10 protein-coding genes are annotated in these 15259 nt (G+C 67.4%); 6 read left to right on the top strand and 4 right to left on the bottom strand.

Going from position 1 to position 15259, the window contains the following annotated elements:
• The first annotated feature begins 218 nt into the window (after positions 1-218).
• Positions 219-998: a class I SAM-dependent methyltransferase gene (locus K2W61_RS24870; RefSeq protein WP_236756757.1), complete on the top strand. Its 780-nt coding sequence runs from the start codon at positions 219-221 to the stop codon at positions 996-998.
• A 43-nt stretch (positions 999-1041) separates the two neighbouring features.
• Here K2W61_RS24870 and K2W61_RS24865 read toward each other — a convergent pair whose 3' ends face one another.
• The 4 genes from K2W61_RS24865 to K2W61_RS24850 form a co-directional block, all read right to left on the bottom strand.
• On the bottom strand, positions 1042-3108 hold the full coding sequence (locus K2W61_RS24865) for a M3 family metallopeptidase (RefSeq protein ID WP_175134590.1): 2067 nt from the start codon (positions 3106-3108) through the stop codon (positions 1042-1044).
• 250 nt (positions 3109-3358) lie between these two features.
• Positions 3359-4210 (bottom strand): bifunctional methylenetetrahydrofolate dehydrogenase/methenyltetrahydrofolate cyclohydrolase FolD, encoded by an 852-nt coding sequence (folD, locus tag K2W61_RS24860; protein WP_175134591.1) that lies wholly within the window; start codon positions 4208-4210, stop codon positions 3359-3361.
• Positions 4211-4265: 55 nt separating this feature from the next.
• A complete protein-coding gene (locus tag K2W61_RS24855; RefSeq protein ID WP_175134592.1) occupies positions 4266-4892 on the bottom strand; it encodes a response regulator transcription factor in 627 nt (208 codons plus the stop codon).
• On the bottom strand, positions 4889-6643 hold the full coding sequence (locus K2W61_RS24850) for a PAS domain-containing sensor histidine kinase (protein ID WP_175134593.1): 1755 nt from the start codon (positions 6641-6643) through the stop codon (positions 4889-4891). The genes K2W61_RS24855 and K2W61_RS24850 overlap by 4 nt, the downstream gene beginning before the upstream one ends.
• 348 nt (positions 6644-6991) lie before the next feature.
• Here K2W61_RS24850 and aceE point away from each other — a divergent pair, with 348 nt between their 5' ends.
• The 5 genes from aceE (at position 6992) to K2W61_RS24815 (ending at position 15242) form a co-directional block, all read left to right on the top strand.
• Positions 6992-9700 (top strand): pyruvate dehydrogenase (acetyl-transferring), homodimeric type, encoded by a 2709-nt coding sequence (aceE, locus tag K2W61_RS24845; protein ID WP_175134594.1) that lies wholly within the window; start codon positions 6992-6994, stop codon positions 9698-9700.
• A gap of 12 nt (positions 9701-9712) precedes the next feature.
• Positions 9713-11380, top strand: coding sequence for a dihydrolipoyllysine-residue acetyltransferase (gene aceF / locus K2W61_RS24840; RefSeq protein WP_236756756.1), 1668 nt, complete (start codon positions 9713-9715; stop codon positions 11378-11380).
• A gap of 12 nt (positions 11381-11392) precedes the next feature.
• Entirely contained in the window at positions 11393-13162 is a 1770-nt protein-coding gene (lpdA, locus tag K2W61_RS24825) for a dihydrolipoyl dehydrogenase (protein WP_272909347.1), read from the top strand.
• A gap of 267 nt (positions 13163-13429) precedes the next feature.
• The gene (locus K2W61_RS24820) at positions 13430-14203 is read left to right on the top strand and encodes an SDR family oxidoreductase (RefSeq protein WP_175134596.1); all 774 of its coding nucleotides are present in this window, start codon (positions 13430-13432) and stop codon (positions 14201-14203) included.
• A gap of 133 nt (positions 14204-14336) precedes the next feature.
• On the top strand, positions 14337-15242 hold the full coding sequence (locus K2W61_RS24815; protein WP_175134597.1) for a LysR family transcriptional regulator: 906 nt from the start codon (positions 14337-14339) through the stop codon (positions 15240-15242).
• Positions 15243-15259 lie beyond the last annotated feature (17 nt).

Raw genomic sequence — 15259 nt, 5'->3', positions numbered from 1 at the left:
GTTTCATCGCCGGTTGCAGGGATAAACCCATCGATTCTACCCGCAGGCGGCAAGGTGGCCGGGCAGGGCAGCCGGGCCGGAGTTGTCCTGGCGCAAGACGCATGCAGGTCCTTGCGCGACGCCGCGCGCGGACCCGGTTGTGAAGCTTTGTCGGAATATTGTTGGAGATCTGGCAAAACAGCATACGCAGAGGGGCCGCGCCCGCTACATTCAGGGCCGTGTCAGTAACCGTCGAGGTGGCCATCATGCATCCCGCGGCCCGTCATGCCTTGGGCTATCCCTATTTTCCGTACTACCCCGTGGTGCTCGAGATCCTGCGCAGCCGCCTGGCGGACAATGTGCTGGATGCGCCGTGCGGCCCAGGCTGGCTGGGCGACATGGCGCGCCGCGCCATCGGGCGCGAAGTCCAGGTGGATGGCATCGGCCCGGCCGCGTTGATGGCGCCGGCCAGCGGCTACCGGCGCCTGACCGCCCACGACCTGGAAGCGCCGCTGCCCGTGGCCGCGCCCTATGACGCGGTGGTCTGTAGCGAAGCGCTGCACCGGGCGCCCAGTCCGGGTTCGCTGGTGCGCGGCTTGCATGACGCGTTGCGGCCGGGCGGCACGCTGGTACTGACCGCGCCCAATGCGGGCCACGTTCGGACCCGTCTGCGGACGCTGGCGCGCGGCGTCCATGCCGACCCGTGGTCCGGCGCGGCGCATGCGGAAGGCGCGCTGTTTCCATTGGGTTTTGCGCAGGTGCACCAGCTGCTGGCGCATCACGGCCTGCGTGACATCACCCTGCATGCCGTGGCAGAGCCGGGCCGGCCCGGCGCGCTCGATCGGCTGCTGGCCTGGCCGGCGCGGCGCTATTGCCAGGCCCGCCTGGCGCAGGCGCAGGACGAAGACCGCCGCCATTTCTGGCGCCAGGCCGGCTCGGACGCGGCGGTGTTCGGTCGCTGGCTGGTGGTGTCGGCGCGTCGCCCGCCACGATGCGCCAATGGCGCAACGGCGCCATGAAAAACGGCCCGCGCAGGGCGGGCCGCGTTTCGCGCCTGGCCGTTCAGGCCGGGCTCATGCCGCTATGCCGCAGCAGCGCGTCGATGCGCGGCGCGCGGCCGCGGAAGGCCGCGAACGATTCGGCCGCGGGACGCGAACCGCCCACAGCCAGCACTTCGCGGCGAAAGCGCGCGCCGGTGGCCGGATCGAGCGTGCCCAGGGCGTTGCCGGCTTGGCGGGCGGCGGCTTCTTCGAAGGCCTCGTAGGCATCGGCCGACAACACCTCGGCCCACTTGTAGCTGTAGTAGCCGGCGCCGTAGCCGCCAGCGAACAGGTGCGAGAAGGCATGCGGCAGGCGGTGCCAGGCCGGCGGGAACAGCACCGCGACCTCGGCGCGCACTTCCTGCAGCAGCGCCAGCACTTCAGCGATGCTGGCGCCCTTGGCGCGGTCGTGCATCAGCATGTCGAACAGCGCGAACTCGATCTGGCGCACGGTCTGCATGCCGCTCTGGTAGTTGCGGGCCGCGACCAGGCGGTCGTAGAGCGCGCGCGGCAGCGGTTCGCCGCTGTCGACGTGGGCCGACAGCTTCTGCACCACGGCCCATTCCCAGCAGAAGTTCTCCATGAACTGCGAGGGCAGTTCGATGGCATCCCATTCGACGCTGGCGAAGGCGGCGGCGCCGGGCTCGTCCACTTCCGACAGCAGTGCGTGCAGGGCGTGGCCGGTTTCGTGGAACAGCGTGATGACATCATCGTGCGTCAGCACGGCGGCGCGGTCGCCGTTGGGGCGCGAGAAATTGCAGGTCAGGTAGGCGATCGGCGTCTGCACGCGGCCGGCGACCACGCGGCGGGTGCGTTCGCTGTCGACCCAGGCGCCGCTCTGCTTGCCGGCGCGGGCGTACAGGTCCAGATAGAGGTAGCCGATCAGCTCGCCCTTGGGGCTCTCGACGCGCACGCCGCGCACGTCGGCATGCCACGATGACACCGGCGTCTGCGCCAGGCGCACGTCGAACAGCGTCTCGATGACTTCGAACAGGCCGGACAGCACGCGCGGCTCGGTGAAGTACTGCTTGACCTCGTCCTCGGAGTAGGCGTAGCGCGACTCGCGCAGGCGCTCGGAGGCATAGGCCACGTCCCACGGCTGCAGCTCGGCCAGGCCGAGTTCGGCGGCGGCGTAGGCGCGCAGTTCGGCCAGGTCGCGCTCGGCGTAGGGCTTGGCGCGCGCGGCCAGGTCGCGCAGGAAGGTGGTGACCTCCTTGGCGTCGCGCGCCATGCGCGTCTGCAGGCGCAGCGCGGCGAAGGTGCCCAGGCCCAGCAGGGCCGATTCCTCGGCGCGCAGCGCCAGCAGTTCCTCGATCAGGGGCGAGTTGTCGAATTGCGCGTCGCCCTGTTCGGACGCCACCGTGCCATAGCCGCGGTACAGCGCCTCGCGCAGCGCGCGGTCCTGCGCGTACTGCATGACGGGCAGGTAGCACGGCATCTTCAGCGTCAGCTTCCAGCCCGGCTGGCCGTCTTCCTCGGCGGCGGCGCGGGCGGCGGCGCGCACGTCGGCCGGAATGCCCGCCAGGCGCGCCTCGTCGTCGATCAGCAGCGACCAGGCGTCGATGGCGTCCAGCACGTTCTCGGAGAATTTCTGCGAGGCCTGCGCCTCGCGGTCGGAAATCGCGGCATAGCGTTCGCGGTCGGCGCCGCGCAGCTCGACGCCGCTCAGGCGGAAGTCGCGCAGGGCCATCTCGACGATGCGGCGGCGCACCGGCGGCCACGCGGCGAAATCGGGCGCGGCGGCCAGGCGCTGGTATTGCTGGTACAGGCCTTCGTGCAGGCCGACCCAGGTCGAGAACTCGGTGACCAGCGGCAGGGCGGCGTTGTAGGCCTCGCGCAGTTCGGGGGTGTTGACCACGGCGTTCAGGTGGCCGGCCACCGACCACGCGCGCCACAGCCGTTCGGATGCGGTATCCAGCGGCTCGACCACGGCTTCCCAGGTGGGCGCCAGCGCCGGATCGGCGGCGCGGTCCACGGCCTGGCGGGCGATGCCCAGCAGCTCCTCGATGGCGGGCACGACGTGGGCGGGTTTGACCGCCTGGTAGTCGACCAGGTCGGAGACGGGGGCGAGCAGGGGATTCTGGGTCATGGTGTTACCAAGTGCGTGAAAGGGGCGGGCGGCATGCGAGCGCGCCGGCAGGCATAAGGTTCAGGTTGGGGCGGCCCGCTGAAAAGCAAGGGCGGGGCCGCCGCCCGCGGGCGCGGGAGGCGCGCCCCGCGGAAGAGGCGCCGGATTCCGCGCGCGGCGCCCAGAGACGACTGTGGGTTTGCCCCCCCGTCCCCCGGAAAGGGCGCGGGGCAAACCCACAGGGGCGCTGCGGCGGGGCGGACGGCCGGCTTCAGGCCGCGGCCCGTTCCGCCGCTTCGACGGTATTGACCAGCAGCATGGCGATGGTCATGGGGCCGACACCGCCCGGCACGGGGGTGATGGCGCCGGCCACCTGGCTGGCGGAGGCGAAATCGACGTCGCCGCACAGCTTGCCGTCGGCGCCGCGGTTGATGCCCACGTCGATGACGACGGCGCCGGGCTTGATCATCGAGCCGTCGATCATGCCGGGCTTGCCGGTGGCCACCACCAGCACGTCGGCGCGGCGGGTCTGGGCCGCCAGGTCGCGCGTCTTGGAGTTGCAGAGGGTGATGGTGGCGCCGGCGGCCAGCAGCAGCATGGCCATGGGCTTGCCGACGATATTGCTGGCGCCGACGATCACGGCCTCGGCGCCGCGCAGGGCCACGCCTTCCGATTCCAGCATCTTCATGACGCCATAGGGCGTGCAGGGGCGGAACAGCGGCTGGCCGGTCATCAGCAGGCCGGCGTTGCTGACGTGGAAGCCGTCCACGTCCTTCTCGGCGGCGATGGCCTCGATGACCTTGTGCGCGTCCATGTGCTTGGGCAGCGGCAGTTGCACCAGGATGCCGTGGATGGACGGATCGCGGTTCAGCTTGTCGATGCGGGCCAGCAGTTCGGCCTCGGTCATGTCGGCGGGGTACTGCTCCTTGACGGAGTGCAGGCCGGCCTTCTCGCAGGCCGCGACCTTGTTGCGCACGTACACCTGGGAGGCGGGGTCTTCCCCCACCAGCACCACGGCCAGGCCGGGGCGGGTGCCCTTGGCGGCCAGGGCGGCAACGCGTTGGGCGACTTCTTCGCGGATGCGCTGCGACAGGGCGGCGCCGTCAATAATTCTTGCGGACATTAGGCAACCTCCGCGCGGCGCGCTACGGTATTCGCCTTGGGAACGGCCCGGCGGCTCATGCATGCGCCTCCGGTTTGGCCAAGGCCACTTTCATCAGATCGGCAACGGTAGTCACTTCTAGTTTTTCCATGATGTTGGCGCGGTGCGCCTCGACGGTCTTGATGCTGATGCCCAGGTCGTCGGCGATCTGCTTGTTCAAGCGGCCGGCGACGATGCGCTCGAGCACCTGCTGCTCGCGCGCGGTCAGGCGCGCCAGCATGGCTTCGTGGTCTTTCTGGGCCTGGTGCTTGCTCACGCGTTGCGTGGCCTGCTCCAGCATGCGCGCCACGATTTCGCGCAGATCGGATTCGTTGAACGGCTTTTCCAGGAAGTCCACCGCGCCCTTCTTCATGGTCGACACGGCCATCGGCACGTCGCCGTGGCCGGTGATGAAGACGATGGGCAGGGGGGCGTTGCGGGCGATCAGCTGTTCCTGCAGTTCCAGGCCGCTCATGCCGGGCATGCGCACGTCGGCGATCAGCACGCCGACCTGGCCGGGGTCGTAATCTTCCAGGAACGATTCGCCGCTGGCGTAGGCGCGGACGCGGTAGCCGTTGGCCTCAAGCAGCCAGCGCAGCGAATCGCGGACCGCTTCGTCGTCGTCAACAATGAATACCGTGCTCGACAGGTGGGGCGTGTTCATGCGTGCAACTCCTCGGACTGATCATTCTGAGCCTGCGTCTGAGACGCAGCGCAGGGCAGGGTAAAGCGGAAAATAGTACCGCCGGCGGGGTTCGGGTCCGCCCACAGGCGGCCGTGGTGCGATTCGATAATGGTACGGCAGATATTCAGGCCCATGCCCAGGCCCTGGGTCTTGGTGCTGAAGAAGGGTTCGAACAGGCGTTCGGGCTCGGCCAGGCCGTGGCCGCGGTCGACCACCGCGACCTCGATGTGCTGCTCGTGCAGGATCACGGCCACCTTCAGCTCGTCGGACTCGCTGTTTTCCATGGCTTCCAGACCGTTCTTGAGCAGGTTCAGCAGCACCTGCTCGATCAGGATCGGGTCGGCCAGCACGTCCGGCGCGTTCGACGGCACGAAGCTGTCGATGCGGATGCGGCGCTTGCGGGCGTCGATCTCGGCAAAACCGATGGCGTTGTCGACGATGCGGCCGATCGCCACGCGCTGGCGGCGCGGCTCGCTGCGCTTCACGAATTCGCGGATGCGGCTGATGATCTTGCCGGCGCGCTCGGCCTGCGAGGCGGCCTTTTCCAGGGCCGGCAGCAGCATGTTGGGGCTGGTGTGGCCGGCCTTGACCAGGGCCACCGCGCCCATGCTGTAGTTGGCGATGGCGGTCAGCGGCTGGTTCAGTTCGTGCGCCAGCGACGAGGCCATCTCGCCCATGGTGGTCAGGCGGCTGGTGAGCTGGATCTTCTCCTGCTGCACGCGCGAGGCTTCTTCATGGGTGCGGCGCTCGGTGATGTCGCGCGCCACCTGCATGCGCACGCGGCGGCCGTCGGTCCAGGCCAGCATGCGGTGGTGCACTTCGAACCAGCGCTGCACCGAGGGCGCGAACACTTCCACCGATTCGTCGGTGAAGCGGCCGCGGCGGCCGGCCAGCAGTTCGTCGTGGCCGCCGGTCTGGGCGCCGAACACGCGCCGGTAGGTGCGGTTGGCGAACAGCAGTTCCAGGCCGTCGTGGGTGTCGGCGGTGACCGAAATGGCGTCGTCCAGGCCTTCCAGCACTGTCATGAAGCGCTCGTGCGCGGCGGTCAGGGCCTCGCGGATGCGCTTGGGCTCGGTGATGTCGGTCATCGACGTCATCCAGCCGATCTGGTTGCCGTTCGGGTCCAGCAGCGGCGACACGTACATGCGCGCCGTGAAGCGCGAGCCGTCGCGGCGCTGGGCCTCGACTTCCAGGCCGCTGCTGGGCGTCTTGCCGGACATCAGCACGTCCAGGGTGTGCTGGTGCTGTTCATGGCGGCCCGGCACCCAATAGGGGAAGGGCGGGCTGCGGCCGATCAGGTCGGCCTCGTTCCAGCCGATCATGCGGCAGAAGGCCGGATTGACGTAGGCGATGCGGCCTTCCATATCCAGCACGCGCATGCCGGTGGACATGGAGTTCTCCATGGCGCGGCGAAATCCGGTCTCGGCGATCAGCGCGGCCTCGGCGGCCGAGCGGAAACGGGTATAGCGCCACAGCATCAGCAGGCTGATGACGATCACGCACGACAGCGCCAGCACCACCCAGATCAGGCGCTGCTGCCGCATTTCCTGGTCGATGGTCACGAACATGACGCTGTCGTCATGGATGCGCTGCAACCAGAAGAACACCGCCATCACACAGATATAGAGGATCAGCACCATCGCGGGCGTGACCCAGTACACCCCGCGTCGTCGCGTGCGGGCGTGGTCATGGAACGGCGTGGGTATATTGGACTTGGGCGCGCTGGACATGGAATTCGGGTCGGATAGACCGGGCATTTTAGTGCGTGTCGGCGCGGAATTGCCGGGAATCAAGCCCGCGGGCAGGGAGATCGGCTAAAAAAGTGGGCGATATCCTTTTCAGCTTCTGTTCATAATTTCATATTATGAAATGCCGTACCGCAACATGAAATTTTCCTTGCGAGCGGTTAATCTTCCTTTTTAGAATGCCGGCTGACAGGGGGCCACCCCCGCCATCCAGCACAACACCCCGACCCATGCATGGCATGGTAGCCCGGATGATCCCGACTACCATGGCGTGTCCGCGAGCATACAAATAAGCGGGTGTGGTCACGAACGAACCCCAACAGGAGACACACGATGTCCTCTTTCGCCCAGGCTGGCGCCGCACAGGCTGCCAACGACGAAGACACCCTAGAAACCCAGGAGTGGCTCGAAGCCCTGGCGGCAGTCCTTGATCGCGAAGGACCGCAGCGCGCGCACTACCTGCTGGAACGCCTGATCGATGAGGCCCGCCGTTCCGGCGCCCACATCCCGTTCTCGCCCAATACCGCCTACGTCAACACGATTCCGCCCGGCCTGGAGCCGGCGCACCCGGGCAACCTGGAACTGGAATCGCGCATCCGCTCGTACGTGCGCTGGAACGCCATGGCCATGGTGGTCAAGGCCAACAAGCACAACCCGCCGGATGGCGGCGACCTGGGCGGCCACATCGCCTCGTTCGCTTCGCTGGCCACCATGATCGGCTGCGGCCAGAACCACTTCTGGCACGCCGAGACCGAAGACCACGGCGGCGACCTGGTCTACTTCCAGGGCCACACCTCGCCTGGCATGTACGGCCGCGCCTACCTCGAAGGCCGTCTGACCGAAGAACAGCTGAACCATTTCCGCCAGGAAGTGGACGGCAAGGGCCTGTCCTCTTACCCGCATCCGAAGCTGATGCCGGAATTCTGGCAGTTCCCCACCGTGTCGATGGGCCTGGGCCCCCTGATGGCCATCTATCAGGCCCGCTTCCTCAAGTACCTGCACGCCCGCGGCATCGCCGACACCAGCAAGCGCAAAGTCTGGGTGTTCTGCGGCGACGGCGAAATGGATGAACCCGAGTCGCTTGGCGCCATCGCCCTGGCCGCGCGTGAAAAGCTCGACAACCTGATCTTCGTCATCAACTGCAACCTGCAGCGCCTGGACGGTCCGGTGCGCGGCAACGGCAAGATCATCCAGGAACTGGAAGGCGACTTCCGCGGTTCCGGCTGGAACGTGATCAAGCTGATCTGGGGCGGCTACTGGGATCCGCTGCTGGCGCACGACAAGGAAGGCATCCTGCGCAAGATCATGGAGGAAACCGTCGACGGCGAGTACCAGGCGTACAAGGCCAACGACGGCAAGTTCGTGCGCGAGCATTTCTTCGGCAAGCATCCCAAGCTGCTGGAAGCCGTGTCGCGCATGAGCGACGAGGACATCTGGCGCCTGAACCGTGGCGGCCACGATCCGCACAAGGTCTATGCCGCGTTCGACGCCGCCGCCAAGCACGAAGGCCAGCCGACCGTTATCCTGGCCAAGACCATCAAGGGCTACGGCATGGGCCACGTGGGCCAGGCCAAGAACCCGACCCACCAACAGAAGAAGCTGGAGCTGGACTCGATCCGCGAATTCCGCGACCGCTTCGGCATCCCCATCCCGGACGACCAACTGGCCGACCTGCCGTACTTCAAGCCGGCGGAAGATTCGCCCGAAATGAAGTACCTGCACGAGCGCCGCGCCGCGCTGGGCGGCTACCTGCCGCGCCGCCGCGCCAAGGCCGACGAGCAGCTCAAGGCCCCGGCCCTGGACGCCTTCAAGGCCGTGCTGGAACCCACCGCCGAAGGCCGTGAGATCTCCACTACCCAGGCCTTCGTGCGCATCCTGAACCAGGTGCTGCGCGACAAGGAACTGGGCCCGCGCGTCGTGCCGATCCTGGCCGACGAATCGCGCACCTTCGGCATGGAAGGCCTGTTCCGCCAGATCGGCATCTACGCGCCGGAAGGCCAGAAGTACGTGCCGGTCGACAAGGACCAGGTCATGTACTACAAGGAGTCGGCCGACGGCCAGCTCCTGCAGGAAGGCATCAACGAGGCGGGCGCGATGAGCTCGTGGATCGCGGCGGCCACGTCGTACTCCTCGAACAATCGCATCATGATCCCGTTCTTCATCTACTACTCGATGTTCGGGTTCCAGCGCATCGGTGACCTGGCCTGGGCGGCTGGCGACATGCAGGCGCGCGGTTTCCTGCTGGGCGGCACCGCCGGGCGCACCACGCTCAATGGCGAAGGCCTGCAGCACGAAGACGGCCACAGCCACATCCTGGCCTCGACCATCCCCAACTGCGTCTCGTACGACCCGACCTTCGGCCACGAACTGGCCGTGATCATCCAGCATGGCCTCAAGCGCATGGTGGAAGACCAGGAAAACGTCTACTACTACCTGACGGTGATGAACGAGAACTACCCGCAGCCTGGCCTGAGCGCCGGCGACGAGGAAGGCATCATCAAGGGCATGTACAAGCTCAAGTCGCACGGCAAGGGCAAGAACCGCGTGCAGCTGATGGGCTCGGGCACGATCCTGCGCGAAGTCATGGCGGCGCAGGAACTGCTGGAAGCCGATTGGGGCGTGGCCTCGGACCTGTGGAGCGTCACCAGCTTCACCGAACTGCGCCGCAACGGCCTGGATGTCGAGCGCCACAACATGCTGCACCCCGAAGAGAAGACGCCGCAGGTCGCCTACGTCACGGAGCAGTTGGCCAAGACGGACGGCCCGATCATCGCCTCGACCGACTACATGAAGCTGTTTGCGGACCAGATCCGTCCGTTCGTGCCCAAGGGCCGCGAATACAAGGTGCTGGGCACCGACGGTTTCGGCCGTTCGGATTTCCGCGCCAAGCTGCGCGAGCACTTCGAAGTGGACCGCCACTTCGTCGTGGTCGCCGCGCTGCGCGCGCTGGCCGACGAAGGCAAGGTGCCGGTGGCCAAGGTGGCCGAAGCCATCAAGAAGTACGGCATCAACCCGAACAAAGCCAACCCGCAATACGCCTGAGGGTAAAGAGACATGAGCAACGTCGTGCAAATCAAGGTTCCCGACATCGGCGACTTCAAGGAAGTGGAAGTCATTGAAGTGCTGGTGGCGGTGGGCGACACGATCAAGGCCGAGCAGAGCCTGATTACCGTCGAGTCCGACAAGGCCTCGATGGAAATTCCCGCCTCCACCGGCGGGGTGGTCAAGTCGATCAGCGTGAAGGTCGGCGACAAGGTCGCCGAAGGCTCGGTGGTGCTGGAAGTCGAAGCGGCCGACGCCGCGCCGGCTGCCAAGGAAGCGCCCAAGGCCGAGGCGCCGCAGGCCGAAGCGCCCAAGCAGGCCGCCGCCGCGCCCGCCGCCAAGGCCGAGGCCGCCGCGCCGGCCGCCCGCAGCGGCCCGGTCGAGATCGAAGTGCCGGACATCGGCGACTTCAAGGAAGTGGAAGTCATCGAAGTCATGGTCGCCGTGGGCGACACCATCAAGGCCGAGCAGAGCCTGATCACGGTCGAGTCCGACAAGGCCTCGATGGAGATCCCGGCATCGCAGGGCGGCGTGGTCAAGGAAGTGAAGGTCAAGGTCGGCGACAAGGTCGCCAAGGGTTCGGTCGTGGTCGTGGTGGAAGGCAGCGCGCCTGCCGCCGCCCCGGCCGCCCAGGCCGACGCCGCGCCGGCCAGGTCGGAAGCGCCGGCCGCCAAGGCGCAAGCGCCCGCGGCCCCGGCCGCGCCCGCCGTCGGCTCGCGCCCGGCCCCGGCCGCCGCCCTGGAAGACGCCAACCTCAAGCCCGGCCAACTGCCGCACGCCTCGCCGTCGGTGCGCAAGTTCGCGCGCGAACTGGGCGTGAACCTGAGCAAGGTCAAGGGCACCGGTCCCAAGGACCGCATCACCGCCGATGACGTGCGCGCTTTCGTCAAGCAGGCGCTGGCCGCCGGCCCCGTGGCCGCCGCCGGCGGTTCGGCCGATGGCGCCGCGCTCGGCCTGTTGCCGTGGCCCAAGGTGGACTTCACCAAGTTCGGCCCGGTCGAAGCCAAGCCGCTGTCGCGCATCAAGAAGATCTCCGGCGCCAACCTGCACCGCAACTGGGTCATGATCCCGCACGTCACCAACAACGACGAAGCGGACATCACCGACCTGGAAGCGTTGCGCGTCACGCTGAACAAGGAAAACGAGAAGTCGGGCATCAAGGTCACGATGCTGGCCTTCCTGATCAAGGCCGTGGTCGCGGCCCTGAAGAAGTTCCCCGAGTTCAACGCCTCGCTGGACGGCGACAACCTGGTGCTCAAGCAGTACTACCACATCGGCTTCGCCGCCGACACGCCCAACGGACTGGTGGTGCCGGTGATCCGCGATGCCGACAAGAAGGGCATTCTGCAGATCGCCCAGGAAATGACCGACCTGTCCAAGAAGGCGCGCGAAGGCAAGATCTCGCCGGCCGACATGCAGGGCGGCTGCTTCTCGATCTCGTCGCTCGGCGGCATCGGCGGCACCTCGTTCACGCCTATCATCAATGCGCCCGAAGTGGCCATCCTGGGTGTGTCGCGCTCCTCGCACAAGCCCGTGTGGGACGGCAAGCAGTTCGTGCCGCGCCTGATCGTGCCGCTGTCGCTGTCCTATGACCACCGCGTCATCGACGGCGCCGCCGCTGCCCGCTTCAACGCCTATCTGGGCGCCTTGCTGGCCGACTTCCGCCGCATCGCGCTGTAAACGGGGAGCCCTATGAGCAATACCGTTCAAATCAAAGTGCCGGACATCGGTGACTTCAAGGAAGTCGAAGTCATCGAGGTGCTGGTCGCCGTGGGCGACACCATCAAGGCCGAGCAGAGCCTGATCACGGTCGAGTCCGACAAGGCCTCGATGGAAATTCCCGCCTCCACCGGCGGGGTGGTCAAGTCGATCAGCGTGAAGGTCGGCGACAAGGTCGCCGAAGGCTCGGTGGTGCTGGAAGTCGAAGCGGCCGGCGCCCCGGCCGCCAAGGAAGCGCCCAAGGCCGACGCGCCGCAGGCCGAAGCCCCCAAGGCCGATGCCAAGCCGGCCGCGGCCGCCCCCGCCGCCGCGACCTTCAAGGGCTCGGCCGATGCCGAATACGACATGCTGGTGCTGGGCGCCGGCCCCGGCGGCTATTCGGCTGCCTTCCGCGCCGCCGACCTCGGCCTGTCCGTGGTGCTGGTCGAACGCTACGCCACGCTGGGCGGCGTCTGCCTGAACGTGGGCTGCATCCCGTCCAAGGCGCTGCTGCACAACGCCGCCATCATCGACGAGGCCCGCGAGCTGGCCGCCCACGGCATCAGCTTCGGCGAGCCCAAGATCGACCTGGACAAGCTGCGCGGCTACAAGGACAGCGTGGTCGCCAAACTGACCGGCGGCCTGGCCGGTATGGCCCGCGCGCGCAAGGTCACCGTGGTGACGGGCGTGGGCGAATTTGCCGATGCCAACCACCTGGCGGTCAAGGGCGCCGACGGCAAGTCGCAGACCATCCGCTTCAAGCAGGCCATCATCGCCGCCGGCAGCCAGTCGGTGAAGCTGCCGTTCCTGCCGCAGGACGAGCGCATCGTCGATTCCACCGGCGCCTTGCTGCTGCGTGAAATCCCCAAGAAAATGCTGATCATCGGCGGCGGCATCATCGGCCTGGAAATGGGCACGGTGTACTCCACGCTGGGCGCGCGCCTGGACGTGGTGGAAATGCTGGACGGCCTGATGCAAGGCGCCGACCGCGACCTGGTCAAGGTCTGGCAGAAGAAGAACGCCGGCCGCTTCGACAACATCATGCTCAAGACCAAGACGGTCGGCGCCGAAGCCAAAAAGGACGGCATCTACGTCACCTTCGAGGGCGAGGGCGCGCCGAAGGAGCCGCAACGCTACGACCTGGTGCTGCAGGCCGTGGGCCGCAGCCCCAACGGCAAGAAGATCGGCGCCGACAAGGCGGGCGTGGCCGTGACCGACCGCGGTTTCATCGAGGTCGATCGCCAGATGCGCACCAACGTGCCGCACATCTTCGCCATCGGCGACATCGTCGGCCAGCCGATGCTGGCGCACAAGGCCGTGCATGAAGGCCACGTGGCGGCCGAAGCCGCGGCTGGCCAGAAGTCGTTCTTCGACGCCCGCGTGATTCCGTCGGTGGCCTACACCGATCCGGAAGTGGCGTGGGTCGGCCTGACCGAAGACGAAGCCAAGAAGCAGGGCATCAAGGTCGAGAAGGGCGTGTTCCCCTGGGCCGCCTCCGGCCGCGCCATCGCCAACGGCCGCGACGAAGGCTTCACCAAGCTGCTGTTCGACGCCGAGTCGCACCGCATCCTGGGCGGCGGCATCGTCGGCACCCATGCCGGCGACCTGATCAGCGAAGTGGCGCTGGCCGTGGAAATGGGCGCGGACGTCATCGACATCGCCAAGACCATCCACCCGCACCCGACCCTGGGTGAATCGGTGGGCATGGCGGCCGAGGTGGCCGAGGGCGTCTGCACCGACCTGCCGCCGATGAAGAAGAAGTAAATCGCCCTGGATGACCGGATGTACGCATCCGGACGCAGGCATCGCAGCCCGAAGCGCCTCCCGGCCTTCGGGCTGTTTTCATTGCGGCCCGCTTTCGGCAGCTATCCGATCCCGCCGGTTCATCAAGGGCGTTTGCGCGGCCGGCGCCCGACAGCCGTGGGCATTGGGGCGTTTTTCTGGATAATCTATCCGGCTACACCCGGCTGATCCCGGCCACGCCGCTGCCTAGAATCGAATCTCCATCGACACACATGCGGGAGACTTTCCATGGCAGACCATTCCATCAAGGGCAAGGTTGTGCTCATCGCCGGCGGCGCCAAGAACCTGGGCGGACTGATCGCCCGCGACCTGGCGCAGCAGGGCGCCAAGGCCATCGCCATCCACTACAACAGCGCGGCGTCCAAGGCTGACGCCGACGCCACCGTGGCCGCGATCGAGGCCGCCGGCGCCAAGGCGGTGGCGCTGCAGGCCGACTTGACCACCGCTGGCGCAGTCGAGAAGCTGTTCGCCGACGCGGCGGCGGCGGTGGGGCGGCCCGACATCGCCATCAACACCGTCGGCAAGGTGCTCAAGAAGCCGCTGACCGAGATCAGCGAAGCCGAGTACGACGAGATGAGCGCGGTCAACGCCAAGACGGCGTTCTTCTTCCTGAAAGAGGCCGGCCGCCACGTCAATGACAACGGCAAGGTCTGCACCCTGGTGACCTCGCTGCTGGGCGCGTTCACGCCGTTCTACGCCGCCTATGCCGGCACCAAGGCGCCGGTCGAGCACTACACCCGCGCGGCCGCCAAGGAATTCGGCGCGCGCGGCATCTCGGTGACGGCGGTCGGGCCGGGCCCGATGGATACGCCGTTCTTCTATCCGGCCGAAGGCGCCGACGCCGTGGCGTACCACAAGACCGCCGCCGCGCTGTCGCCGTTCTCCAAGACCGGCCTGACCGACATCGAGGACGTGGTGCCGTTCATCCGCCACCTGGTCAGCGACGGTTGGTGGATCACTGGCCAGACCATCCTGATCAACGGCGGCTACACCACCAAGTAGGCGCCGCGGGGGGGGGCCGCGGTCGGCCGCCATGGCGCTGGCGCGCTGGCCCGCGCCAGGCGCAGGTACCGATCGAGCGGCTATGCTGTCACTGGCGGAAGGGTACCGCCGGTGATACCGGGAACCAGCAAGCATGGACAGATTCGAACAGTACCGCGTCTTCGCGCAAGTGGCCGAGATGGGCAGTTTCATCAAGGCCGCCAATGCGCTGGAATTGCCGCGCGCTTCCGTGTCCGCCGCGGTGCAGCAGCTCGAAACCCAACTGGGCGCGCGGCTGCTGCACCGGACCACGCGCCAGGTGCGCCTGACCGCCGATGGCGCGCAATTGCTCGAGCGGGTGCGCCCCTTGCTGGCCGATGTCGAGGACATCGACCAATTGTTCCAGCAGAGCCAGCGCCAGGTGGCGGGGCGCTTGAACGTGGATGTTCCCAGCCGCATCGCCCGGCGCCTGGTGGCTCCGGCATTGCCGGGCCTGCTGCGCCGCCATCCCCGCTTGCAACTGGCGCTGGGGTCGAGCGACCGCGCCATCGACCTGATCCAGGAAGGCGTCGACTGCGCGGTGCGCGTCGGCGCCTTGCACGACAGCAGTCTGGTGTCGCGCCCGCTGGGCAGTATTGCGCTGGTCAATTGCGCCAGTCCGGCCTATCTGCGTGAGCACGGCCTGCCTCATGCGCCGGACGAGTTGCCGAAAGGCCATTGGATGGTGGGATACGCCTCGCCGACCACGGGTCGCGAACTGCCCTGGGAGGTGGCTGCCGGCGACGGCCGCCGGTCTGTCGCGGTGCCCAGCCGGGTGGTGGTGAACAATGCCGAGAGCTACATCGCCTGTTGCCTGGCCGGCCTGGGCTTGATCCAGATTCCGCGTTTCGACGTGCAGGATCTGCTGGAAGCGGGTGAACTGGTGGAAGTCATGCCGGCGCAACGCGCCGCGCCCATGCCCGTGGCATTGTTGTATCCGCACCGGCGGCAGCGCTCGCGCCGGCTGGCGGTGTTCCTGGAATGGTTCGAGGAATTGATGCGCAGGCACCTGGAGGCCTGACGGCCTGACGGCCTGCC

It is taken from the genome of Achromobacter pulmonis (assembly GCF_021733725.1).
Classification (GTDB): domain Bacteria; phylum Pseudomonadota; class Gammaproteobacteria; order Burkholderiales; family Burkholderiaceae_B; genus Achromobacter; species Achromobacter pulmonis.
The sequence above is the reverse complement of the archived record's forward strand: the minus strand, read 5'-3'. Positions and strand labels throughout refer to the sequence as shown.